Source organism: Paenibacillus sp. ov031, assembly GCF_900143165.1.
In the GTDB taxonomy this organism is placed as follows: domain Bacteria; phylum Bacillota; class Bacilli; order Paenibacillales; family Paenibacillaceae; genus Paenibacillus; species Paenibacillus marchantiae.
Genome location: NZ_FRDO01000004.1, coordinates 444,935 through 469,080, shown reverse-complemented (window position 1 = coordinate 469,080; position 24,146 = coordinate 444,935). Strand labels below are relative to the sequence as shown.

21 protein-coding genes are annotated in these 24,146 nt (G+C 48.1%); 13 read left to right on the top strand and 8 right to left on the bottom strand.

All coding sequences use genetic code 11. The features are described 5' to 3' along the window. The first annotated feature begins 17 nt into the window (after positions 1-17). From BUA17_RS31285 to BUA17_RS19585, 5 genes are all read left to right on the top strand, one after another. Complete coding sequence (locus tag BUA17_RS31285; RefSeq protein WP_170867893.1) at positions 18-194, top strand: hypothetical protein; 177 nt, start codon at positions 18-20, stop codon at positions 192-194. 204 nt (positions 195-398) lie between these two features. Beyond that, positions 399-575, top strand: a complete 177-nt coding sequence (locus BUA17_RS31280; protein ID WP_170867892.1) for a hypothetical protein — start codon at positions 399-401, stop codon at positions 573-575. Positions 576-795: 220 nt separating this feature from the next. Continuing rightward, positions 796-1,614: a purine-nucleoside phosphorylase gene (locus BUA17_RS19595; RefSeq protein WP_072734687.1), complete on the top strand. Its 819-nt coding sequence runs from the start codon at positions 796-798 to the stop codon at positions 1,612-1,614. A 72-nt stretch (positions 1,615-1,686) separates the two neighbouring features. Further along, entirely contained in the window at positions 1,687-2,127 is a 441-nt protein-coding gene (locus BUA17_RS19590) for a GRAM domain-containing protein (protein WP_139295699.1), read from the top strand. A 336-nt stretch (positions 2,128-2,463) separates the two neighbouring features. Beyond that, a complete protein-coding gene (locus BUA17_RS19585) occupies positions 2,464-3,006 on the top strand; it encodes an SMI1/KNR4 family protein (protein WP_072734685.1) in 543 nt (180 codons plus the stop codon). A 113-nt stretch (positions 3,007-3,119) separates the two neighbouring features. Here BUA17_RS19585 and BUA17_RS19580 read toward each other — a convergent pair whose 3' ends face one another. Genes BUA17_RS19580 through BUA17_RS19555 form a run of 6 tightly spaced genes read right to left on the bottom strand, consistent with a single transcriptional unit; the run spans position 3,120 to position 9,069 of the window. After that, positions 3,120-3,509: a DUF3899 domain-containing protein gene (locus BUA17_RS19580; protein ID WP_072734684.1), complete on the bottom strand. Its 390-nt coding sequence runs from the start codon at positions 3,507-3,509 to the stop codon at positions 3,120-3,122. After that, on the bottom strand, positions 3,509-5,167 hold the full coding sequence (locus BUA17_RS19575) for a peptide ABC transporter substrate-binding protein (RefSeq protein WP_072734683.1): 1,659 nt from the start codon (positions 5,165-5,167) through the stop codon (positions 3,509-3,511). Before BUA17_RS19575 ends, BUA17_RS19580 begins: the two co-directional genes overlap by 1 nt. A gap of 32 nt (positions 5,168-5,199) precedes the next feature. After that, positions 5,200-6,156 (bottom strand): ABC transporter ATP-binding protein, encoded by a 957-nt coding sequence (locus tag BUA17_RS19570; RefSeq protein ID WP_072734682.1) that lies wholly within the window; start codon positions 6,154-6,156, stop codon positions 5,200-5,202. Continuing rightward, a complete protein-coding gene (locus tag BUA17_RS19565; RefSeq protein ID WP_072734681.1) occupies positions 6,137-7,171 on the bottom strand; it encodes an ABC transporter ATP-binding protein in 1,035 nt (344 codons plus the stop codon). The genes BUA17_RS19570 and BUA17_RS19565 overlap by 20 nt, the downstream gene beginning before the upstream one ends. A gap of 13 nt (positions 7,172-7,184) precedes the next feature. Further along, a complete protein-coding gene (locus BUA17_RS19560) occupies positions 7,185-8,141 on the bottom strand; it encodes an ABC transporter permease (RefSeq protein WP_072734680.1) in 957 nt (318 codons plus the stop codon). A gap of 1 nt (position 8,142) precedes the next feature. Then, on the bottom strand, positions 8,143-9,069 hold the full coding sequence (locus BUA17_RS19555) for an ABC transporter permease (RefSeq protein WP_072734679.1): 927 nt from the start codon (positions 9,067-9,069) through the stop codon (positions 8,143-8,145). Between the two features lie 352 nt (positions 9,070-9,421). On the opposite strand from BUA17_RS19555, the gene BUA17_RS19550 reads away from it, so the two are divergent. From BUA17_RS19550 to BUA17_RS19540, 3 genes are all read left to right on the top strand, one after another. After that, positions 9,422-9,862 carry a GNAT family N-acetyltransferase gene (locus BUA17_RS19550; protein WP_072734678.1) on the top strand — a complete coding sequence of 147 codons (441 nt, stop codon included), beginning with the start codon at positions 9,422-9,424 and terminating at the stop codon, positions 9,860-9,862. Positions 9,863-10,003: 141 nt separating this feature from the next. Then, a complete protein-coding gene (locus BUA17_RS19545; RefSeq protein WP_072734677.1) occupies positions 10,004-11,251 on the top strand; it encodes an MFS transporter in 1,248 nt (415 codons plus the stop codon). Positions 11,252-11,327: 76 nt separating this feature from the next. Continuing rightward, the gene (locus BUA17_RS19540; RefSeq protein ID WP_072734676.1) at positions 11,328-12,650 is read left to right on the top strand and encodes an LLM class flavin-dependent oxidoreductase; all 1,323 of its coding nucleotides are present in this window, start codon (positions 11,328-11,330) and stop codon (positions 12,648-12,650) included. A 32-nt stretch (positions 12,651-12,682) separates the two neighbouring features. On the opposite strand, the gene BUA17_RS19535 is transcribed toward BUA17_RS19540, so the two are convergent. Both BUA17_RS19535 and BUA17_RS19530 read right to left on the bottom strand, forming a co-directional pair. Continuing rightward, entirely contained in the window at positions 12,683-13,387 is a 705-nt protein-coding gene (locus tag BUA17_RS19535) for a DUF6199 family natural product biosynthesis protein (protein ID WP_072734675.1), read from the bottom strand. A gap of 169 nt (positions 13,388-13,556) precedes the next feature. Next, positions 13,557-16,706, bottom strand: coding sequence for an alpha-mannosidase (locus tag BUA17_RS19530; RefSeq protein WP_072734674.1), 3,150 nt, complete (start codon positions 16,704-16,706; stop codon positions 13,557-13,559). A gap of 232 nt (positions 16,707-16,938) precedes the next feature. Here BUA17_RS19530 and BUA17_RS19525 point away from each other — a divergent pair, with 232 nt between their 5' ends. The 5 genes from BUA17_RS19525 to BUA17_RS19505 all read left to right on the top strand — a co-directional run bounded on the left by BUA17_RS19525 (position 16,939) and on the right by BUA17_RS19505 (position 24,054). Then, complete coding sequence (locus BUA17_RS19525) at positions 16,939-18,771, top strand: cache domain-containing sensor histidine kinase (protein ID WP_063565307.1); 1,833 nt, start codon at positions 16,939-16,941, stop codon at positions 18,769-18,771. Next, a complete protein-coding gene (locus BUA17_RS19520; RefSeq protein ID WP_072734673.1) occupies positions 18,768-20,327 on the top strand; it encodes a response regulator transcription factor in 1,560 nt (519 codons plus the stop codon). Before BUA17_RS19525 ends, BUA17_RS19520 begins: the two co-directional genes overlap by 4 nt. 260 nt (positions 20,328-20,587) lie before the next feature. Further along, complete coding sequence (locus BUA17_RS19515; RefSeq protein WP_063565309.1) at positions 20,588-21,517, top strand: ABC transporter permease; 930 nt, start codon at positions 20,588-20,590, stop codon at positions 21,515-21,517. A gap of 22 nt (positions 21,518-21,539) precedes the next feature. Next, positions 21,540-22,496 (top strand): carbohydrate ABC transporter permease, encoded by a 957-nt coding sequence (locus BUA17_RS19510; RefSeq protein WP_063565310.1) that lies wholly within the window; start codon positions 21,540-21,542, stop codon positions 22,494-22,496. 58 nt (positions 22,497-22,554) lie between these two features. Further along, positions 22,555-24,054: an ABC transporter substrate-binding protein gene (locus BUA17_RS19505; RefSeq protein ID WP_072734672.1), complete on the top strand. Its 1,500-nt coding sequence runs from the start codon at positions 22,555-22,557 to the stop codon at positions 24,052-24,054. Positions 24,055-24,146 lie beyond the last annotated feature (92 nt).

Here is a 24,146-nt window from a genome sequence, read left to right as displayed (position 1 = left end):
CGAAATGAGATGAGAAGATGGATCGCATCCGCAATTACCTGTTTGTTTTCGCAGGCAATTTTCTAGCTGCCTATATGATCTTTCCAGAAAGAACCATTGGTAAATCCGTGATGTTTGCTGCACTGATGCTGTTGCTGAGCATGGGGATGGATTTCATGAAAAGCAAGAATCAGCATTCGTTGGAGCAGCAGTGAGCCAGCTTATCATTACATGCCAGTGCGGAATATTTAGTCGTAATTAATAATGGAACCGATTCTCGACAGAGGATCGGTTTTTTGTGTACAGTTGAAGTATGAATGGCCTGAATGTTGGTCAAGTCAGAAGGCAGGGGAGCTTTTCCTATGATCCGAAACCAATTTAATCAATGGGCCAGATGTTAGGTAGAACGGCTGCAATCGTTGGGTATCTCGACGGAGCAGGCCAAACAGGGGGACGTCGATGAACAACTTATCCCTGATCCTTCAACCGGATTCGTTCATGAGTCCGAGTATGTCATCGGCCAGGTGACTGTCTGGGCATCAAAACAAATGGAATATGAGGTTGTGAACATCGAGACGGAAGAACTGCTTTTATGAAAGTATGTTGAAAACGTAGAGGATGACGAACCTGATTTTGATGAGATTTTGAGACCATATTTCGACGTGTTACAGTCAGGGCTCAAACTTTAACCTGCTTTCGGGAGGAGAGGCAGAGTCCACTTTATCCGGCTCCCATTTACTTGATCACTAATGTTCATTACACTTGGTTTATAGTACTTACTTAATCCAAACTCAGATGTTCAGGGGGAATATATTTATGCATCAATCCGCACATATTCAGGAAGCCAGAGATTACATATTAAACCGTATTAATAACAAGCCTGTCGTGGGTATGATTCTGGGATCAGGGCTGGGAGCGCTCGCGGACGAGATCGAGAATGCTACCGTCATTCCATATACGGACATTCCTTATTTTGCTCAATCCGAGGCGATTGGTCATGCTAACGAATTGGTCATCGGAGAATTGATGGGCAAGACTGTCGTAGCTATGAAAGGACGCCTTCATTATTATGAAGGATTTTCGCTGGATGAAGTAACGTTCCCGGTTCGGATTATGAAAGCACTGGGTGTCGAGCAGTTGATTATCACCAATGCTTGTGGAGCGATCAATACCAGCTTCGAACCTGGACAGCTTATGTTGATTACCGATCATATCAATCTGGTAGGCAACAATCCGCTGATGGGGCCGAATAATGCAGAGCTGGGCGTGCGTTTCCCGGACGTATCACAGGTATATAATCGCGAACTCCGCAGTATCGCCCTGAAGGTAGCGGAGGAGCAGAATGTTGGTTTGCAGCAAGGGGTGTACGCATGGTGGAGTGGTCCGGCGTATGAGACTCCAGCAGAGATTCGCATGATTCGTACGATGGGTGCGGATACTGTGGGTATGTCGACGGTACCTGAAGCGATTGTAGCCATTCATGGCGGCATGAAGGTGCTTGGTATTTCCTGTCTGACCAATATGGCTTGCGGCATTCTGGACCAGCCGTTAAGTCATGATGAAGTAATTGAAGTCGCGGCAAAAGTGAAAACAACCTTCATCGGACTGGTTAAAGGTATTCTGAAAGAGATGTAATTCGGAATCAAGTAGGATGTTTCCTTTTAAAGCACTAATATATTAAGCATTGTCCAAGACGGAGGGATTCCGTTGGGCAGTGCTTTTTTTACAAATGAACATGTGCAAAATATTCCTATATCGGTCAAAACGACCTATAATAATAGAGATTCAAGCTATAGGCGAAAAAGGAGACTGATAGAAATGGAAGAATTGGGCCCCCATGAACACGTCATTTTTGAGAGGATTCATGCAAACTGGTTAAGAGGTTTTGAAGGATTAGGAGGAAAGCTTTTTCTAACTAATGAACGATTAGTTTTTATTCCTCATGGTCTGAATTTTCAGACGGAATGGGTTCAAATCGAGATTTGGGCTATGACTAAGATTGAGAAAAGTGCGACATGGGGACTAATCCCTAACGGAATTACCATTACATTAGACAGTGGACATGTCTTCAAGTTTGTTGTCTGGAATCGTTCTAAGATCATCAAGGAGATTGTACAAGCCAAGAGAATGAATAACGAAATAATGTAAGTTTCAGATGAAGTACATAAACCAAAAAATGTGGGATAATAAAGTGAACGGATTCTGCTCTGGCCAGATGAATTTATTAAATCCTCACAGATTAATCATGCATTGAAATCTATATAGACAATATTAATAACATGATATGCACTAAAAAGGCTATACAATGGGCACTGTCTATACGGAATTAATCCGTTGGGCGGTGCTTTTTGATTTGGCAAAATGATGGGATTAACAAGATCGTCATGCACTCCCTTGTATTTCCTATCTCTGATATCGTACAGTTAGATTTTCTATATCATTAGACTAGACAATCTATAAAGCGCACAAGAAGGAGAATGGAGAATGATAGAGCAAGCAGAGCTGCTATGGCGGCGTATTATTGCAAAAGGTACGGGAGCAAATGCAGATTTTGAGGTAGCGCTCAATCTCCAGCCGGGTGCGAGCGATGAAGATTTTCGATCCGTAGAAAACGAACTTGGCGTGACCTTGCCTGACGAGATGAAGGCTCTGTATCGTGTGCATAACGGACAAGCCTGGAATGTTGGCGTAGATTCCTTTGTTCGTAACCTGACATTGTCACCTCTGAATCAGGTGAAGGAGAACTGGGCCTTTTTGCAGGAAGAATTCGATCCGGACGAGATGGAGCCCGAGATTGAAGATGATGCCATTAAGCCAGTACTGTGGAACTGCAAATGGATTCCGATTGCGGAAAATGGTGGTGGGGATTATCTATGTCTGGACACTGACCCATCAAGTTCTGGAACCGTGGGACAGGTATTGTACTTTTGGCATGATTGGGGACATCGGTCGGTTGAGGCTAAGGGATTATTTGAATTTATACAGAAATGTATAGAAGAAGAGGACGAATCGAACGTTTCCTCTTAATCATTAAGCGGAAGAAAGAGATTTCCCGTGTAAAATAGTGGCGCAGAAAAATAAATCGCTCCCTGGAGTGCAGGCATCAAGCCGCACCAGGGAGCGATTCTTTTATGTTGCATTTAGTAGGATACGGGCCAGAGCAACAGCAGTGAACATAGAATCAGACCTGAACCGCCGCCCAAGGTATAGACCGTGAGCTGGCGGAGTAAGGACTTTTTCCAGAACGGCAGAGCTGTCTGGGTGCGAATCCGTTCATTTTCCCGTTGTAGGGCATTTGATTCTCTAACAAACATTCGCTTGAGATCGCCGAATCCTTGCAGAAAAGGGTTCATGAACCCACTCTGCAGCACATGGATTGCTGTTCCGGCCAAGAGACATATCAGACCGGCGACAAACAGCTGGTCTGAACCTTCATGTAGGCCACCGGAGCCGCCTAGTATTCCGCAGAAGTCCAGCAGATAGGCGGCCAGAGCCGTTATCAGACCGGCCATAGCGTAACGGATAAACATTACTCGGCTACCCGCTTGGTGAAGCGGAGATCCGGGTTGGAACGAGTGTCAAAGATAACGCCCTCAATACTAGGACTAATCAATGCAGTGTCGGCAGAGAAGAGGATCGGTATAATTGGCAGATCGTCCATTAGAATGGCCTCGGCTTGATGCAGCTCTTCAAACCGTTTAACTGGATCAAGCTCAAACGTGGATTCACTGATCAGCTTGTCGTATTCAGGATTGCTCCAGTTGGTGAAGTTGTTGGAGTTCTTCGATGTGTAGTGTTCCAGCACACCCAGCGGATCGAGGAAGTTTCCTTCCCAACCCATACGTGCGACTTGGAAATTCTTTTGCTTGAAGGTATCGATGTAAGTTTTCCATTCCTGATTCTCCAAGTTGACTTCAATACCCAGATTAGTTTTGAGCATTTCCTGAATGGCTTCGGCTACTTTTTTATGTTTGTCGGACGTATTGTATTTGAAGGTAACTGTCGGGAGTGCAGATAAGCCTTCTTCCTTCAATCCTTCCGCCAGCAATTCTTTGGCTTTTGCCGGATCGTATGCATAATATTGGGTTGGTGCCTCTTCCCGGAAATCTTTGCCGGATGGTGCTGTTACGCCGTAAGGGACATATCCGAAAGCTGGTGTTTCACCGCCCTTGGTTACACTTGTCGTCAACGCTTCACGATCAAGTGCATAAGCTAGGGCCTGTCTGATCTTTTTGTTCGTGAAAGGTTTTTCCTCCACATTGAAGGAGTAGGTATATACGCTGAACGAAGGATGGGATAGGAACTCCGCATTGTTCCGCTCTTGATCAAGCGTATCCACTGGTAGGGAGAGGATCAGGTCAAGCTCCCCCGTTTTGAACAGTTGATAGTACGTGTTGGAGTCCTGAACCATTTTGAAATGGATGGTATCCATCGTGATGTTGGATTTATCCCAGTATTGATCATTTTTGGCCAGTGTAATTTGTTCATTGTGTTTCCATTCCTTAGCAATGTAAGGACCGTTACCTACAATCGTATCGGCTTCTGCTGCCCACTTCTCATTGTTGTCCACAACGGAAGCTTGAACCGGCAGATAAGCATGGCCAACGACAATGGTTGGGAAGAAGGCCAGCGGAGATTTCAGCTCAACCACCAGTGTATGGTCATCTTTGGCAGTCACACCGACATCCTCAGCTTTTCCTTTTCCCGTGTTATAAGCTTCTGCGCCTTTAATGTAATACAGAGAAGAGGGGTCGTAAGCGGCAGTGGCAGGGTTCAATACACGTTTCCAAGAGTATTCAAAATCCTTGGCAGATACAGGTTCGTTATTCGACCATTTTGCATCGTCGCGGATGGTAAAGGTGTAGGTTTTACCGTCAGGTGATACATCGACTTTGCTTGCTGCCCCTTCAACGATTTTGCCTGATTTGTCGTATGTATACAGTCCCTCATACAGATTATCAATCACCCAGTAGGATGTTGTATCAGATGCCAGTGCAGGATCCAGTGTGTATGGTTCTCCACCGGCCAGATTTGTGTTCAGTACTTGCTCAACGTTTGCCGCTGCTGCCTGATTGTCCGGTTTTGAAGCAGTGGCACCATTGTCAGTTGTCGAACTGGAGCATGCGCTCAAGGCAACGGATGCTGCGAGCAAGAGAGAGACGGTCCAGTTCGTTTTTGTTTTGTTCATTTGTTCATTCCTCCATTAATGATTAATTCGTGTTATTCGTAAAGATGACATGCTACCCAGTGTCCTGTTTCGACCTCCCTTCCGGCAGGCATGCGGTTTGCGCAAACATCCATCGCGGCAAAACATCGTTGATGAAACGGACAGCCCGCCGGGGGATGAATGGGACTGGGCGGATTCCCTTGAAGCCGAATACGCTCCCTTTGCCCTTTTAAACGGGGATGTGCGGCGGGAATGGCCGACAGCAGCGCCTGAGTGTAGGGGTGGAGCGGATTAGCAAACAGATCGTCCCGTCCGGACAGTTCCATCATTTTACCCAGGTACATGACTCCGATCCGGTCGCTGATATGCTTCACCATAGCCAGATCATGCGCGATAAATAGATACGTCAGTTCCTCTTCGCGCTGCAGGTCCTTCAGCAAATTGACGATCTGTGCCTGAATGGACACATCCAGCGCGGAAATGGGTTCATCGGCTACGATGAAACGTGGCTTGACGGCAAGTGCCCGGGCAATCCCGATGCGCTGGCGCTGTCCTCCACTGAATTCATGGGGGAAGCGGTGGGCATGATCCGGGTGAAGCCCGACGCGCAGCAACAAGTCTGCGATGATGTCTTTTCGCGCTTTTCCTCGAGCCAGCTTGTAAGCATCCAGCCCCTCAGCGATAATATCTCCGATGCGAAGCCGCGGGTTAAGCGAAGCGTGCGGGTCCTGAAAGATCATCTGCAGATGGCGGTTCAACTCCCGCTTCTCACGCGGTTTGGCCTGTCCGGTATCTTGTCCGTTAAACAAAATCTGTCCTTCCGTAGCTTTCAGCAGCCCCACGATGGTTCGACCTAGTGTAGATTTGCCGCTGCCGCTCTCGCCGACAAGCCCGAGTGTCTCTCCCCGACGGATGTTCAGGCTGATGCCGTCAACCGATTTGACGGTCAGATTGGACGGGCCGTGAAAATGCTTCTTCACATTGCGAATTTCAATTATAGATTCGGTCATGCTCATTCCTTTCTGCCGGGATACGGTCATCCACTCGAGGAGCTCGAGGATCGTTTAGCCAGCATCTGGCACTGTGTTTTGATGAAAATATGGTTGCATCAGGCATTTCCGTCAAACAGATATCCATCGTGTGCGGACATCGGTCTGCGAACGGACAGCCAGGCGGGAGCGCAGCAATATCCGGGGGCGAGCCCTCAATAGGAATTAGCCTGTCATGTTCTCTATCATCCAGTCGCGGGGTGGACTGGAGCAGTCCCCACGTATATGGATGGCGTGGCCGATCAAAGATATCCTCCACCGTGCCGGTCTCCACAATGGTGCCTGCATACATGACAGCAACGCGGTGAGCCACTTCGGCGACAACGCCCAGGTCATGGGTAATCAGCAAAATTGAACTGCCCGTTTGCTGCTGTAGGCTGCTTAGAATATCCAGAATCTGCGCCTGAATGGTAACGTCGAGAGCGGTCGTTGGCTCATCGGCGATCAGAAGCTTGGGATCACAGGCAAGTGCCATCGCAATGGCAACCCGCTGACGCATTCCGCCGCTAAATTCATGAGGATATTGATGATAGCGGCTTGGTGCATCAGGAATACCCACGAGGTTTAGCAGTTCTACAGATCTGGCCCGGGCATCTTTTGGCGATAGTTTGCGGTGCTTGCGAAGTCCCTCGCCGATCTGAATACCGACCTTCATCGTTGGATTCAGAGAAGACATGGGGTCCTGGAACACCATGCTGATCTCGGAGCCTCGGATTCGGCGCATGGCTTTAGCGGATAATTCGCTGATAACCCGCCCCTCAAAGCGGATTACGCCGCTGCGAATACGGCCGTTTGGTGACGAGAACATCCCCATCAGGGAACGGGCGGTTACGCTTTTTCCACTCCCACTTTCACCGACGATGGCAAGTGTCTCTCCTTCATCGACGTGAAAAGAAACATCTCTTACAGCTTCAAGTTCTTTATCACGTGTGGCAAAGGAGACCTTCAAATGATTGACCTCCAGTAAATGACTCATGGTGTGAACCTCCTTAACGGTTGGAGCGCGGATCAAAAGCATCCTGCAGCCCATCACCGAAAGCGTTAAATGCAAACATGGTGAGCGAGATCATTAGACCGGGAAATAACAGTCTCCACCATTGTCCACTCAGAATGACCCCAAGCGAATCGTTGGCCATCGTCCCCAAGCTAGCGATGGGTGACTGGATACCGAGTCCTAAAAAGCTCAGAAAGGATTCGGAGAAAATAGCCGATGGAATCGTGAAGGTCAGGTTGACGATAATGATTCCAGCCGCGTTGGGCAGCAGGTGCCTGAAAATGATCTTGGCATGGGATGTGCCGAGCTTCTGCGCTGCAAGCACGTATTCCTGTTGTTTCAATTGCAGGATCTGACCTCGGACGACGCGGGCCATCCCAACCCAACCAGTAATGGACAGGGCAATAATCATCGTTAACAATCCCGGTTTCATAACGACAAGAAGTAGGATGATAACCAGCAAATACGGGATACTGTACAAAATTTCAATGATTCGCATCAAAAGGCTGTCGATTCGATCTCCTGTCCGTCCCTGTCCGGCGCAGTAACCGGCGATTCCGCCAATCAGGACGCCAAGCACGAGGTCTATGGCTGCGGCTGTAAAGCCAATCAGCAGGGATATACGAGCTCCTGACCAGGTACGGGCCCACATATCCCGTCCGAGATCATCCGTGCCAAACCAGTGATCAGCGGAGGGTGGAAAATTGGTCTTGAGCAGGGACTGTGAGCTTTGCGAGTAGGGAACCAGTAACGGACCTACCAGAGCCAGCGCAATAATGACAACGAGCAATAACAAACCAAGCAAGGATAATCGATGACGAAAAATACTGTATGTACGTTGCTTCCATAAGGGAAGACCCGGGCTGGATATGCGGTTCGCACTCAATCGGCTTCGATCTGCCGGTGTGAAGCGAGGGTCCGATGTAATGGGGTCTGTAGTTGTAGCTTTCATGCTAATCTCCTTTGCTGGAAAGCTTGATTCTCGGATCGACGATCCGGTACGAAAGGTCGATCAGGAAGAGGGTTACGACCAGAATGACACTGTAAAAGATCGTCGTTCCCATGATGACCGGGTAATCACGGTTGAAGATGCTGTCCACGAAATATTTGCCGATTCCCGGAATGGCAAATATCTTCTCAATTACGAAGGTGCCGGTGATTACGGAGGCGAAGAGCGGCCCGATAAAAGATAATACCGGAATGAGCGCGTTTCGCATTCCGTGCCGGATGACGACTGACCAGGTAGATAATCCTTTGGCTTCTGCTGTTCTTATGTATTCCTGCTGCAGCACATCCAGCATGCTGGTCCGCATGAAGCGAGCGATGACAGCCAGTGGTGTTACCGACAAAGCCAGCGAGGGCAGTATCGTATGCTGCCAGGTTCCCCAGGATGCAACGGGGAAGAGCCTCCATTGGACAGCCGCATATTTAATGAGCAGCGGTGCAAGAATGAAGCTCGGGACGGATATCCCGATGATGGCAATGAACATGGATATGTAGTCCAGCGGCCTTTTGTGGAACAGGGCGGCAATCGTGCCCAGTGCAATGCCTGCAATCAGTGCAATGATAATGGACTGGATGCCAAGAAGGGCGGAGGGCGGAAACCCTCGTGCGATCAATGTGTTGACATCGGTCGTTTTGGACTGGATGGAGGGTCCCAGATCCAGCACCAGCAAATTTTTCAAATACAGTGCATACTGGACAGCAAGCGGTTCATCCAGATGGTATCTTGCACGCATATTTTGCAGGACAGCTTCAGGTATCGTTTTGGAATCGTTGGAAAAAGGGTCTCCAGGGATCATGTGCATGATTAGAAAGGTCAGCGTCACAATGATCCAGAGCGTCAAAAGCATGGTGAAAAAGCGTTTAACAATATACATGATGCAAATCTCCTGTTCTGTTTCTCTAAGCACTCTTCCCATTTAATCTACTGCTGTTCAATTAATACTCGCGCAGAAATGCACACATTCGATGTAGAATGCGAGAAACTATTAAAAGCTGATAAGAATACTAGGTATATTAAAGTGGTTTGCATATATTGTCAACATAGGTTGTCAGGTTTTTCGCCTTGGAAAACGCTCAGAACATAAAAATAGCTTGCTTTTTCCTGTATAATTGGGGTCGAATGAATTTATTAAATCCCCATAGACCAATGATCCACCGAATCCAATATAGACAATCTGAATAGCTAGAATACAGAATAAAATAATCGAAGAAAAAGGAGTCTTTCCAATGATCCAAATCACCATGCGTCAATCCAAGCAGGCAGATCAGGAGCACCTTGCTGAGTTGCGAGCTTTGGTTCTATATGATGATCTAAACAGGCTGGGAAGGTATGACGATGTGAAGGTTCGTGAACGTTTCCGTAGTACATTTGACCCTGTCCACACGTGGATTATTGAGGTCGAGGGTGCACTGGTGGGGTGTGTAGCGATGAAGCCCAAGTCAGAGGAGATGCTACTTGAGCATTTCTATATTCATCCCGATTATCAGGGTCAACAAATAGGAACTCAAGTGCTGAATATGCTGCTGAAACGGGATGAGGTCCGGGGCAAACGTGTTACTTTAAATGTATTGCAGGGCAGTCCGGCTCGGCGTTTGTATGAGCGCTTTGGGTTTGTTTTGGACAGTGAAGATGAGGTGGATGTGTTCATGTCCGTTCAAGTGCACTAATTGTTACGGTCAAAATAGTAGCATCTAACAGACCCATTCATTTAATTCTTGAATGGGTCTATTGAACTTTTCTATTATACTTTCCAGTGACGGTATCCTAATATGGATAATAACCTACTTTTTATATAGGAATTATATAGTATGGAGAATACCAAGATGCCGCATTGGAAGCGAAATCTGTATATTCTGTGGTTTGGCCTATTTTTCAATCATATGGCTTACACCTTGTCTGTTCCGTTCTTTCCGCTGTTTCTGCAAAATGATCTCGGTATTCAGAGCGGATTGGAAGTCTGGTCCGGCATTTCGATCTCGATCAGCTTTCTGATCAGCGGACTATGTGCTCCTTTCTGGGGCTCGCTGGCTGACAGATATGGAAGCAAACTGATGCTGATTCGTTCGGGCGTTGGCCTCGCCATTGCTCATCTGGCTAACTATTTCGTTTATGACCCTTACACGTTTATCGCTGTGCGGATATTTCAAGGACTCATGGCTGGTTTCAATCCTGCATCTATTACATTGGTCGGCACCAATACACCGGAGAAGCATGTAGGTTATGCGCTTGGTGTCATCTCTACATCCACGGCTGCCGGAGGCATTCTGGGACCGCTTGTGGGTGGAGTACTAAGCCATTGGATCGGGCTGCGAGGATGCTTTATCGCCTCGGGAATCATTACGCTGCTCTCGGCTGTGATGGTGATATGGGTAAAAGAAGCCCGCGGCCCCCGCACTGTGGTTCGCACAAGTATTCTGGGTGATCTGAAAAAAGCTGCCTCCACTCCGGGATTAATGCGGATCTATGGTTTGATTTTACTCGTTTCAACTTCCGTGCTCATTATTGAACCTGTATTGACGCTTTATGTGGTCCAGATTGGTGGAGACGTTAGTAGTGCAACACTTAGTGCAGGAATCGTCTTCTCAGCCATCGGCGTGGCAACGGTAATAATGGGGCCGCGCTGGGGACGGATTGGTGGGGAAATCGGATACGAGAAAACGCTGTTTATCGGCCTGCTGGGCGGCGGCATTGGTAGTTTACTGCAACTGACGGCGTATAACCTCATTTATTTTGGAAGTTTGCGATTTGTCTACGGTCTGTTCTTTGCTGCCGTGTATCCGGCCTTGAATGCGTTAATCATCAAATATGCTGACCGTGATTTCCGGGGAAGGGCTGTCAGTCTGAGTCAGACTGCAAATCAATTCGGTATTGTACTCGGCCCGTTACTCGGAGGTTTTCTGGGCGGATGGACGGGGATTCCTTTTATTTTTCTCCTAACGGGCATTGTCCTTCTGGGAGCAGCCTGGACAGTCCGGTTAAGCGAAAGGAACGAGGCTAATAAACCGGGATTGGGCATGGCAGCAGCAGAAGCAGGCGGAAACAGCATAAAGAAATGATGAAATGATCCTCAGAGAAAAAAAGGTACTTGGACTGAATTAAATGGTCATCACTACAACATAGGGAGGAATTAATATGTCACAACGACGATTGAGATTGGGAGCAAACTTGAATGGAGTGGGAAATAGCATCTCTTTTTGGCGACACCCGGATATTCCGATCAATGCCAGCGTAAATCTGGATTTCTACAAGAAACAGGCGATTAAGGCGGAGGAAGGGAAATTCGATCTTCTCTTTATTGCCGACGGCCTCTTTATTAACGAGAAATCCAACCCGCATTTCCTGAATCGTTTTGAACCGTTAACCCTGCTCTCCGTTCTCGCAGGAGCAACCTCACACATCGGGCTGGTTGCGACGTTGTCCACCTCATATAGTGAACCATTCACAGTGGCAAGACAATTTGCCTCCCTGGACCATATCAGTGGAGGAAGAGCCGGATGGAACGTTGTCACTTCACCACTGGAAGGCTCGGCTCTGAATTTTGGCAAAGGTGAACATCCAAACCACGCACTGCGCTACGAAATTGCAGAAGAACATCTGAATGTGGTTAAAGGCCTGTGGGATTCCTGGGAGGATGACGCGTTTATCGGGGATAAAGAGAACGGTGTTTTCTTCGACCCATCCAAACTGCATACGCTGAACCACAAGGGAGATTACTTCTCCGTTCAGGGGCCACTCAATGTGGCGCGCTCGAAGCAAGGACATCCGGTCGTTTTCCAGGCAGGTTCTTCCGAATCCGGCAAGGATCTGGCGGCCCGATCGGCCGATGCTATATACACGGGGCACGAGACGTTGGAGGAAGCTCAGGAGTTCTATTCGGATGTGAAGGCAAGAGCGGTGGCTTATGGTCGTAAGGCAGAAGATATTCTGATCTTCCCTGGCATCGGTCCCATTGTGGGCAGAACGGAGGAAGAAGCGGAGCGCAAGTACCAGGAGATCGCGGAGTTGGTCGATATTGACCATGCACTGAACTATTTGGGCCGATACTTCGATCATTATGACTTCGCCCAATTCCCATTGGATGAGCCCTTCCCCGAGATTGGTGATTTGGGAAGTAATAGCTTCCGCAGTACAACAGACAAGATCAAGCAGCAGGCACGAGAACAGGGACTGACCCTCCGCCAAGTGGCATTGCTTGCATCGACGCCTCGCACTTCTTTTATCGGTACACCGGATCAGATCGCTGATCAGATTCAGGAGTGGTTCGAAGGTGAAGCTGCGGACGGTTTCAATATTCGCACAGTTGTGCCGAACGGACTCGCGGACTTCGTGGACCTGGTCGTACCTGTCTTACAAGAGCGAGGCCTGTTCCGTACCGAGTATGAGCATGAGACACTGCGCGGTAATCTGGGGCTTGAGATTCCACGCAATCGATATACATTGGAGACGGTAAAATAAATCAATTATCGCACATCGAACTTGCTTCCAGTTCAGAATGCTTTAAAAGCGATCCAGACAGCCCCTATCATAACGACAATCCCGCATACCTTGCTCAAAAAGTAATCAAAGTCGCTAGGCTCGACATCGTTCGCCCAGAACGAACGAAGTGAGAGGTAGAAAAGGAAGTCTTGAAATTTTTGATAACGGAAGCTGCACCATCCGAAAATCACTGCGGCTAATGCGAGAAACAGATAACCTGGAGCACCACGAGTGTAATGATATTCTGGGTAAGCGGCTGTTACAAGCGTTGCAGGAGAGAATTGTTCTTCCCCCTCCTGAAGTACTCTTTGACTGCCAACGTACAAGAAGACCTCGGAAACGCTATTGCCTTTTGCATCAAAACTTATTAATTGTCCGGAATGATCTTGGACTTCATATTTGTTCCCGTTAGGATATATCAACTTATACGTTGTACTGAACGCAGAATCAATTTTCTTGATGAGATATTGCTGATGATTGATGTAAACAGTCCGTTCCTGATGATCAAGGCGTACTTGAATAGGATCTGCCGTTCCGCTGCGATAAGTCATTAGATTACCTTGTTCACTATCGAATGTGTACTTGTTGTTCTCAACATGGAAAATCGGCTCTGTGAAATAAGGTCTGGACAGGATCGCGATGATTACGGACAGGACCAGAACGCATGAAAAGAAAATGAAGGTGGGGGACTTCATTTTTTTGAGTGACTCTCCCATATAAACGCCATCCTTTCCATTTAGTTCTATAATACGTCATTAAGAAGCACAGGTTGCGAACAGTTGCTGCCTGAATAACGGCCGAATAACGACAGCACGAAGAAACCAGCAAGTCGCCCATCATCGGGGACTTGCTGGTTTCTTTCGTTAAGCTGTTGCAGTTATACGATTAAACTCTCAGATCAATCTCAAACGTCTTGATTTCATACGGCTCAAGTGTAAAAGTTACCGGCGTATCATGCAGGAGTTCACCATCCGGTACTTCCATAAGATTGCATTCTCTCCACGCGTGAATCCGTAGATCGCTTGTCAGTTCAAGCGTATTCATGCTGCCTGAATAATCATGAACGCGTACGATGACACGATTGGAATCCTCCGCCTTCTTAACTGCCGAGATCATGGCTGTGCTGCCGGACAAGGTGAGCATGGATCGACTTGGCTGCTCTGATACCCCTTGTGTATATCGAGCTGGAGCATTCAGAAGCCAGGCCTGCTGCACGGTTCCGCCAACGAGCCAATCTCCCTGATGCGGAAGAAGAGCATAGGTGAAGCTGTGCAGTCCCTGATCGGCATGTGGATCAGGGTGCGTAGCGCTCTTGATCAGGGTCAGCCGCATGACGTTGTCTTTAATGTCATAACCGTACTTGGAATCATTCAGCAAACTGACGCCATAACCTCTATCGGACAGATCAGCCCATTGATGGCCAACAGATTCGAAACGCGCCCAGTCCCAACTTGTGTTCCAGTGCGTCGGCCGTTTAACGTTACCGAACTGAATATCGTAGGTGGCTTCCGTAGAGCGGATGCCGACTGGGAAGGCAACTTTCAGCAGTTGCTGCTGTTCATGCCAATCCACCTCAGTGGCGTAATCGATTCGTCGCTGCCCGGTATATACAGTCATGTTCTGCGTAATCGTGGAGCCGAGGTATTCCCAAGCGAAGCGGATCACGGACTGAAGTGGCCCCGTCTCTACGACTTCAATGCTGGTGCATTTCGTAATCTCTCGCATATCTTCCTGATAGAAGATATCAATATCCCAGGCCTCGTGGGCAAGTGGTTTGTCCTCGAACACCTGAAGCACATTGCCTCTAGCGCCTTTGGCAAGCACCTCACGATGTGACTCTTTATCGTAAAGGCGGGTCAACTGCCCATTCTCATTCCACTCGAGCAGATAGAATGGTGTCTCGATTCCATTAGCTGTGTGGATGAATGGAGATTGCTCAGGGATATCGTTTACCGTATTGCTCTGGAAGTGAATTGTGGTATACCCCAGCGAAGGAATATCCTTTACCTCGACGGACCAACGTGCATCCTGGTATTGAGCGTTCAGAATCTCACCGGAATCGCTCAACCAAGTTCCCATTTCCAATTCGCCTGATGCCGCAGGAATGCTCACGATTTCTGTAACGACCCATGGGGAGGAGTTCCAAATGGTGTACGTACACGGAGATTCTCCGCTGCCAGCAATTGCCATCCGAGCCTGCGTGTCCACGTGATTGCCAATCAGCTCAGCTTCTGCATATTCAATTCTGCTATCCTCATACACCTCTGTGATGGAGGAACCGGGAATGATGTCATGGAACTGGTTGCGCAAAATGATTTTCCAACCCGCAGTCAGGGACTTCGCTTGATACAGATTCCAGTCATTGTGCACAATACTTTGCAATGCATTCAGCCACTCCGCTTCGCGGTAAGCCAGCTCAAGCTTGCGGTTCATCCGTTTGTTGTACGCCTGACTGGTATACGTTCCGCGGTGATACTCCAGATACAGTTCACCATCCCATGTATGGATGTACGAATCGGTTTTCTCGACCGTCTCCTGCAGCTTTTCAAAATAATCATCTGCGCGTCCTGTCTTGACCTTGGGCAATCCGGGCAGTTGATCCAGCCGCCGTCTCATCTCCAGCATTTCGCGGTTAACTCCGCCTCCGCCGTCTCCGTATCCGTACGACAGCAGCAGATCCTGGTTCATCTCCTTATCGCGGTAGGCATCCCAGATGCCCTTGACCGTCTTCGGAATGATTTTTCCGTTATAGGTATAGAACCAAGACCCCGGCTCGGACCAAGGCTCGGGTGTAGTAATAAAGTGGGTCAGCACCTCTGAGCCGTCAATTCCGCGCCAGTGGAATGTATCGAATGGCATGCGGTTGTATTGGTTCCAGCTGATTTTGGTCGTCATGAACGTATGAATGCCGGATTTTTTCAGAATTTGCGGCAGAGACCAGCTGTAGCCGAATACATCGGGCAACCATAGATATCGGCAATCCGTCCCGAATTCTTCTTTGAGAAAACGAGTGCCAATCAGCAATTGTCGGACCAGGGATTCGCCCGAGGTCAGGTTACAGTCAGCCTCCAGCCACATGCCGCCGCCCGCTTCCCAGCGTCCTTCAGCGACACGCTCCTTGATGGATTCGTACAGTTCCGGGTAGTCCTCTTTCACATATTCGTACAATTGGGGCTGTGTCTGAAGGAAAACATACTCCGGGAACATCTCCATCAGGCGCATGACCGTAGAGAAGGAACGGGCGCATTTCTCGCGCGTATGCTTCAACCGCCACAGCCAGGCAACGTCAATATGAGTATGGCCGATACAAGTGACGGTCACATCAGAGGCTTTGTCCATCGCACTCAATCGGGCGCTCAGGTCATCCCTTGCCTCATGCACAGAGGTATAGAAGACATCGGACTTAGGCTGCGACCAATCAATCAGGCGGAAGGACTGCTGGAGTGCATGAAGCAGCTTTGTGCGTTCAGGTGCATGGGCATCCAGAATGTTGACCGTTTCCAGAATTGCTGACCCTGTAAATACAAGATCATCAACAGCTTCATCCAGCCAACACAGTTCTGCTTGTCTGAACGTATGCGTCTGGTTGCGGGGCTGACCGCCACCTTCCAGACCGGACCATAAGCGGAAGACCAACTCGTTGGTGCTGCCTGCGGCAGAGGCTGGAAAGAACACTTCCTTGTGGTTGGAATCTACGCCTTGAAACGGCTTTCCATCCCAGTAGAACAGTGATTCAAAGCCGGAATTGTTACCACCCCCGGTATCGCCGAAATCAAACAGTCCGACAATCCGTTTATCTTCCCAGGAGGCAGGGAACTCGACTTTTGTACGCAGCCACAAATAGAGATCTCGACCGGACCAACTTTCTCCTGTATACATAGGCTTCCAATGGCCATCGTCTCCCGGCAGGACCGGGTTGATCTCTTGCCTGCGGTCTTCGCAGGCAAGAAAATGATTTAAAGGCAAACGATCCCGGTAACGGAGCTCGGATAATTCATGAATACGTGCTTGTAGTTTGTTTTCAGTAAGAAACATCGTTAAAAACCCCCAGTTCATTTTATCGGGGAGTGATTCATATATAGAGAGCATCCAAAGCGATTATGTATTACATAACTATTATAGGGGAATGCGCCCATTATAGCGCTTCCATTCGATTTTGACAAATCAAAATATGGATTACTGGTTCTATGTGCAGGTGATTGTCGAATTTAACCAAACGGTGATACACTGAGTTGGAAATTGGTCTGGAGGAGGTGCTCAGGCGCGAATGTCCAGGATACGAACCATCTATAAGAACTACTTGAAGAAAAAAATGTTCAACAAAATCCTACTGTTTTATTCCATGGTGATGGTCCTGTTGTTCATCAGCATCTCGGTGTTGGCCTACCGCTACTATGAACAGCGAGTGGTACAGGAACAAATGGATGCCAGTTTGCAGGAGCTGGATATTGTCAGTATCAACCTGAATCAGCAGTACGAACGCCTGTATAATGCCGTGCAGCAGATTTATACCGACGCCATGATCGGCGATGATCTGAAATATTTTTTGACTCATGAATACGAGGATTTTCTCAATTGGCGTCTGAATCAATATGCTTACAGCTACCGTACAGAGCGAGGGAACTTCGATTATCAATTACGTCTGCTGTTAAAGGATGAGGCCTCGATTGCAAATGTCGTGTTATACAGCACGGATCAGGATTTTTTCTATGTTCTTAATCGGGAGACCCAGCACTTTTACTATCATCCCAAGCTTTCTGCAGGGCATCAGGACTGGTTCCAGCGGCTGAGGAGTGCACCTTGGCAGTACATGGGCAGCGAACCGCTTTTCGAAGGGAAAATGGCTGATGAGCCTACCCCGTACAGCTACGCGAATGTGCTCAAAGACTCCGTGACATTGAAGCAGTACGGTGCAATTATGTTTGAGCTGAATACAGACCGCATCAAAGGGCTGCTTCGAGACAGACCGGGCGGCAAGAACAGTCGGATCATGTTGATGACAGGGGAAGGTCAGGTGATTTTCGATTCAAAGGGCAAGTATGACAACACCGTCTACCCGTACTGGGGGAAGATGAATTTACCGGAGGATTGGGTGGATCTGGAGGAGCGCTCCAAGGTGCAGCTGCTGAATATCGGGAATACGGGAATGGTCGTGGCTTCTATTATTCCGGAGTCGCAAATCAAACAGAGCCTTCAGGCGATTCGTTTCAGCCTCATTGGGATTGTGATTCTGTGCATCATGATTAGCATTGCGGTGACGTTCACCATCATCCGCCGTTATTCCAAAAAAATTCACAGACTCGTGCTTTACATGCGGCGCTGGCAGGAGGGTGATCTGAGTAAACGTATCGAGATGGAGGGGGAAGATGAGCTGCAGCAGATTTCGCAGAGATTTAATCATATGTGTGATCGGCTGGAGTCTTACATAGAAACGGTATATGTGTCGGAGATCAAACAAAAGAACGCGCAGCTTGTCGCTTTGCAAGCCCAGATCAATCCCCATTTTCTGTACAATACGTTGGAAAGTATCCGCATGAAAGCCATCAGTTTGGGAGCTAGGGATGTTGGGCAGATGATTTATATTCTCGCCACGATGTTCCGTCATTTGATCAAAAAGCAGACTCATGTAACCTTGGCGGAGGAAATAGAGCTGTGCGGCATGTATCTGGCTTTGGTCCAATATCGGTATGAGGACAAGCTGCACGTGGAGACGCATATCGAGAATGCAGCTGCGGGAAGCATGGTCGTCAAGTTGCTGGTCCAGCCGATTATTGAGAATTACATTGTGCATGGTTTTCGTACGAATGATGATGATAACCGGATCTCCATCACAGCTGAAGAAGAGAACGGCGTGATTCACATCCGTGTAAAGGATAACGGAAAGGGGATTTCCGCGGAGAGACTGCTTGAACTGCAACATGGGTTGCATAAGGGCGATGAAGCTGCTGAGACATCTGACCGATCTTTGGGTCTTAAGAACGTGCACGACCGCATACGTCTGAATTATGGCAGTGATTATGGTCTGCACCTGAACAGTGCGGAAGGCGAAGGATGTGAGGTGACCATCAGCATTCCAGTTACAAGGGAGGAAACGGGATGAGAAGTGTAATGTTGGTCGATGATGAGCCGCTTATTGTCAAAGGAATGCAAGCGATCATTGATTGGGATCAGAATAACATGCAGATTGCCGGAACGGCATGCAATGGGTTGGAAGCGCTAGCAATGATGGAGGAGGTTCCTGTCGATCTGATTATTACGGATATCATGATGCCGCAAATGACCGGACTTGAACTGATCCGGGAGACTAAAGCGCGCAATTCATATACCAAATTCATTATTTTAAGTGGTTACGAAGAATTCAAATATGTGCGGGAGGGCATCTCACTGGGGGTTGAGAACTACCTGCTCAAGCCAGTCAATATGGATGAACTGGAAGCGACCATCAAGCATATGCAGCGGGATTGGGAGCACGAAGAGATGCGCCAGATTCAAATGGATCAGAGCTGGAGGATTCTGCGCAACAATATTTTGCAGCGGTGGGCGAACGAAACCATTGACGCCAAAGAGTTCCGTGAGCGTGCGCAGATGCTTGAGATTCCCATGAACAAGTCCACATATTGTGCGGCTTCTCTAAGGATTGTAGGAGATGACAAGGGGGATGATCCCCAGATGTATCTGCCGGGAATTGCTGAGCAGTGTGAGCAGATCGGGAACAAAGGCCTCCCGGATGGCTGCGGAATCATCTGTTTTCCTGATCAGGACGGAGACATCATGCTGCTGTTCGTTTCAGCCGGTACGGAAGGTAGTGATGAATGGCAGCTTCAGGCACTCACCAAAATGAAGCAAGCGGTTGCTGAGGACACAGGTGCACGTGTATGGGGGATCATCGGTCAATCCGAGTCGACCTATCTGGGTTTTCCAAAGAGTTGCAAGTCCGTAAAGCTGTGGCTTCAGAATCATTTGTTTATGGATTGTAATACCTTCATCATGCAAGTGGCGAACGAAGAAGCTAGCAATCAGCATCAAGAGAAGCCTGGGCCAGCGATGGAGCAGTTCCACAAGCTGCTGCGGGATGGGGAAGGTACTGAAGTGGATCGATTCATCGACGAATTCTTCATTGTTGAGGGTAAGGAACCCTGCCTCCCGAGAACACCGTTCTTCAATTCTGCGATCCAGCTTATGCTGGCCGCCAAGGAACTAGAGAAAACGCCTGACTACGGAGACATTTTCGGACCCCTGTCCAGAATTCATACGCTCAACAAACTGAAACAATTGGTCAGAAAGGTTGTTCATCGCACGCTGGATACATATCATACCGCCGAGAAAACGTACAGCCCGCATATCATGGCTGTGCTGGAGGTGGTGAAAAATCACTATCAGGATGAGCTTTCACTTAAGACACTCAGTCAGAGGCTGGAGCTTCATCCGAACTACCTCGGCCAATTGTTCCAGCAAGAGGTTGGTACCACCTTTTCTGATTATGTGAACCAGTACCGAATTGAGCGTGCCACTCATTTGCTGTTATATTCGGACAAAAAGACAGCAGAAATAGCGGGCGAGGTGGGCTATTGGGACTCCACATATTTTTACAGACAGTTTAAGAAATATGCTGGCGTTTCTCCTACGGAGCTGCGCTCGATCTACATGAAAAAATAAGCCGGGGGCTCCGGCTGAATGAAGACACTCCCCATGTGGGGGTGTCTTTTTTGTTATGCAATGAAAGCACGATCTTTAATTAATCCATCAATTTATTGGGTTTTTCAACTATCTCCAAATTGGTAGCGCTTGCATAATGGAGGTAGGAGTGAACGAGGAAATCCAAAGCACCAAAAGGGCTTAGATCCAGTGTTGATTATAGGGGATTAATGCTGGATGCAGCTAAGCGATAATGAACGAGATTATAAGGAGGGACAGCCGTGCAGGGCATCTTCAAAAGTCTGATGAAGAACAAGGCGTTTCTTCTGCTGGTACTGCCGGGAGCAGCTTGGTTTATCATTTTTGCCTATTTGCCAATGTTCGGAACGATTATTGCTTTTAAGGACTTCCGGATACATCCGGGCGGATTTCTTGAAAGCGTTCTAAAAAGCGAATGGGTTGGGTTCAAGAACTTTGAGTTTCTGTTCTCCACCAGTGACGCCTATATCATCACACGTAATACGATTCTGTATAACTTGGGGCTGATCTTTCTCGGGTTGGTGCTCGCGGTGACGCTTGCGATCATCATGAACGAACTGTTGAACAAACGGCTGGCGAAGATTTACCAGACCGCGATGTTTATGCCTTATTTCCTGTCTTGGGTTATTATCAGTTATTTCGTCTTCTCGTTTCTGAGTGTGGAAAAGGGTGTGTTCAACCAGATCATTACCTATTTTGGTGGAGATCCGGTTAGTTGGTACAGTGAGACAGGGTATTGGCCGTATTTTCTCATTCTGCTCGGCCTGTGGAAAGGTGCAGGTTATGGCAGTGTAGTATATCTGGCGGCAATTGCAGGTATCGATCGTTCTTATTATGAGGCAGCGATGATCGACGGTGCTACGAAGTGGAAACAGATCCGGTATATAACGCTGCCACTGCTCAGACCGCTAATGATCATCCTCACCATTCTGGCGATCGGCGGGATCTTCCGTTCCGACTTTGGACTGTTCTATCAGGTTCCGCGGGACTCTGGTGCGCTGTATCCGGTCACCAATGTCATCGACACGTTTGTATACCGCGGCTTGACCATTATGGGTGATACGGGAATGAGTACAGCTACAGGATTGTATCAATCGGTTGTCGGTTTGATTCTTGTCCTGCTGGCAAACTATGCTGTGCGTAAAATTGAAAAGGATTATGCCGTATTCTAGGCTGCGGCAAGGGGGTGCTTCCATGAGTAATTTAAGCGAACCGGTAAAGCGGGCATCTGCCCATACGAGGAGGACCGGAAAGAAATCGAGAGATCTGAATGCCATTTCGCCTTTATCTAATGTGATTTTTAATATAGCTATCGGTCTGTTTGCCTTATCTTGCATCTTTCCGTTTCTGTTCATCGTTATCATCTCATTTACCGATGAGAAGACGCTGGCGATCAATGGCTTTAAGTTATTCCCTGAAGTCTGGACGCTGGATGCCTACCGATTCCTTATGGAATCCGGGCAGCAGATGGCCCAATCGTTCGGGGTTACCTTAACGGTGACGGTTGTCGGAACCGCGCTAACACTGTATTTGGTCACCACGTATGCATATGCCATCTCGCGCAAAAATTTTGCACAGCGTCGGTTTTTCAGCTTTTTGGCCTTCTTCACCATGCTATTTTCCGGCGGTCTCGTTCCCAGTTACATTGTGGTTACGCAGGTGCTGCACTTGCGGGATTCGATCTGGGCGCTGATCCTGCCGTCAATCATGAACGCTTTTTACATTATCGTTATGCGTACATTTTTCACGACCACCGTGCCGGATGCGGTTATTGAGTCGGCCAAAATCGACGGAGCTTCTGAATTCGGTATCTATACGCGCATCGTGCTGCCGATTTCGTTGCCGGGCATTGCGACTATTGGATTGTTCAGTACGTTAGGATTCTGGAATGACTGGTTCAATGCGTTGCTTTATATCGACAATGCGAATTTGATTCCACTCCAGACATTGCTGATTCGAATACAGAACAATATGGATTTTGTTGTGCAAAACAGCAGCCGGGTCGTGTCTTATGACATTGCCTCGACACTGCCAACGGAGACCGTCCGCATGGCGATGGTTGTCTTGGCTACACTGCCGGTTGCGCTGGCGTATCCGTTTTTCCAAAAGTATTTTATACAAGGTCTGACCATCGGTTCGGTCAAAGAATAAGTCTGGTTGTGCCTGCCCTCAAAGGGCAGTAACAATAACATTGATAAGGGGGATACACATGAAGACAAGAAAAATCGCTCTGCTCATGGTTACTTTACTGCTTGCTTTTTCTACTGTTCTAGCAGGCTGCGGTGGCAGTAATACCAATGATACAAGCGGGAATGCGGCATCCGGGGGAGAATCCGGCGATAAGGACACGGTGAAGCTCAAGGTATATCTGATTGGTGGTCCACAACGCGATCTGCCAATGGTACAGGAAGAAATGAACAAATACTTAATGGAGAAAATAAATACAACCGTCGACATCACGATGATTGACTGGGGTGATTATTCCAAACGTATGCCAGTCATTACCGCTTCGGGCGAAAATTATGATATCGCTTTCACTTCTTCCTGGGCTTATGATTATCTGCCAAATGCCACCAGAGGAGCATTCCTGCCAATCAATGATCTGTTGGATAAGTATGGTCAGGGCATTAAAGAGCAACTTGATCCACGGTTCCTTACGGGATCGCAGATCGGTGGCCAAAACTATGCCGTGCCAGTGAACAAAGAGTTGGCTTCGCAATGGGTATGGCGCTTCAACAAGCAGTACGTTGATAAATACAACATGGACATCACCAAGATTCGCACATTAGAGGATCTGGAGCCTTACCTGCAGCAAATTAAGGATAATGAACCAGCCGACATTACTCCGCTGGCTGTTCCGAAGGGCTTTAAGCCTTATCTGGCGTTCGACTTCCTGTTGGGTGACGAATTCCCGGTTGGTATCAACATGAATGGTGACACTGGTAAATACGTTAATGTGTTGGAATCCGAAGAGCTGAAAAGCTCGTTGAAAACCATCCGTAAATACTATCAGGCTGGTTATCTGCGCAAGGATGTAGCAACGTTGGAAGGCATCGACAACATCAAAACAGGCAAATGGTTTGTTGACCGTGAACAAACACAGCCGTACGCTGAACTGGGATGGTCCAGAAGTGCGGGCTATGATATCGTGACTACACCGATGCAGGATCCGGTTATTTTCACTGGTTCGGCAACAGGCGCTATGCATGCAATCTCGGCGAACTCCAAGAACCCTGAACGGGCTATGATGTTCCTGAACTTGCTGAATACCGATCCATATCTGCGTAACCTGATCAACTACGGCATTGAAGGAACACATTACAAAAAGATTTCGGATAATGTCATTGAGGATCTGCCAGCGATGAAGGACGGATTCCAGATGCCTGGCTTTGCCCTGGGTAACTTGTTCCTGACCTACATGCACAAGGAAGATCCAGCAGATAAGTGGGAAGCGTTCAAGGAATTCAACAATTCCGCGAAAGTTGCTCCGAGCTTTGGCTTCAACTTTAATCCTGACCCGGTGAAGACGGAAGTGGCTTCCATCTCCGCCATCGTGAAGGAATTCTACCCATCCATCATGACGGGAGCTGTTGACCCGGATGAGCATCTGCCGAAAGCGATCGAGAAGTTGAAAGCGGCAGGTCTGGATAAAGTGATTGCAGAAGCACAAAAGCAATACGATGAATGGAAAGCTGCAAATCCAAAATAAGCCTGAATGATAAAGTAGACATGGAAACGTCTGTCCGGTTTGACGGGCGTTTCTTTTTTTACCCTGAGTGGATTGCCAAAATTGGATTGGAG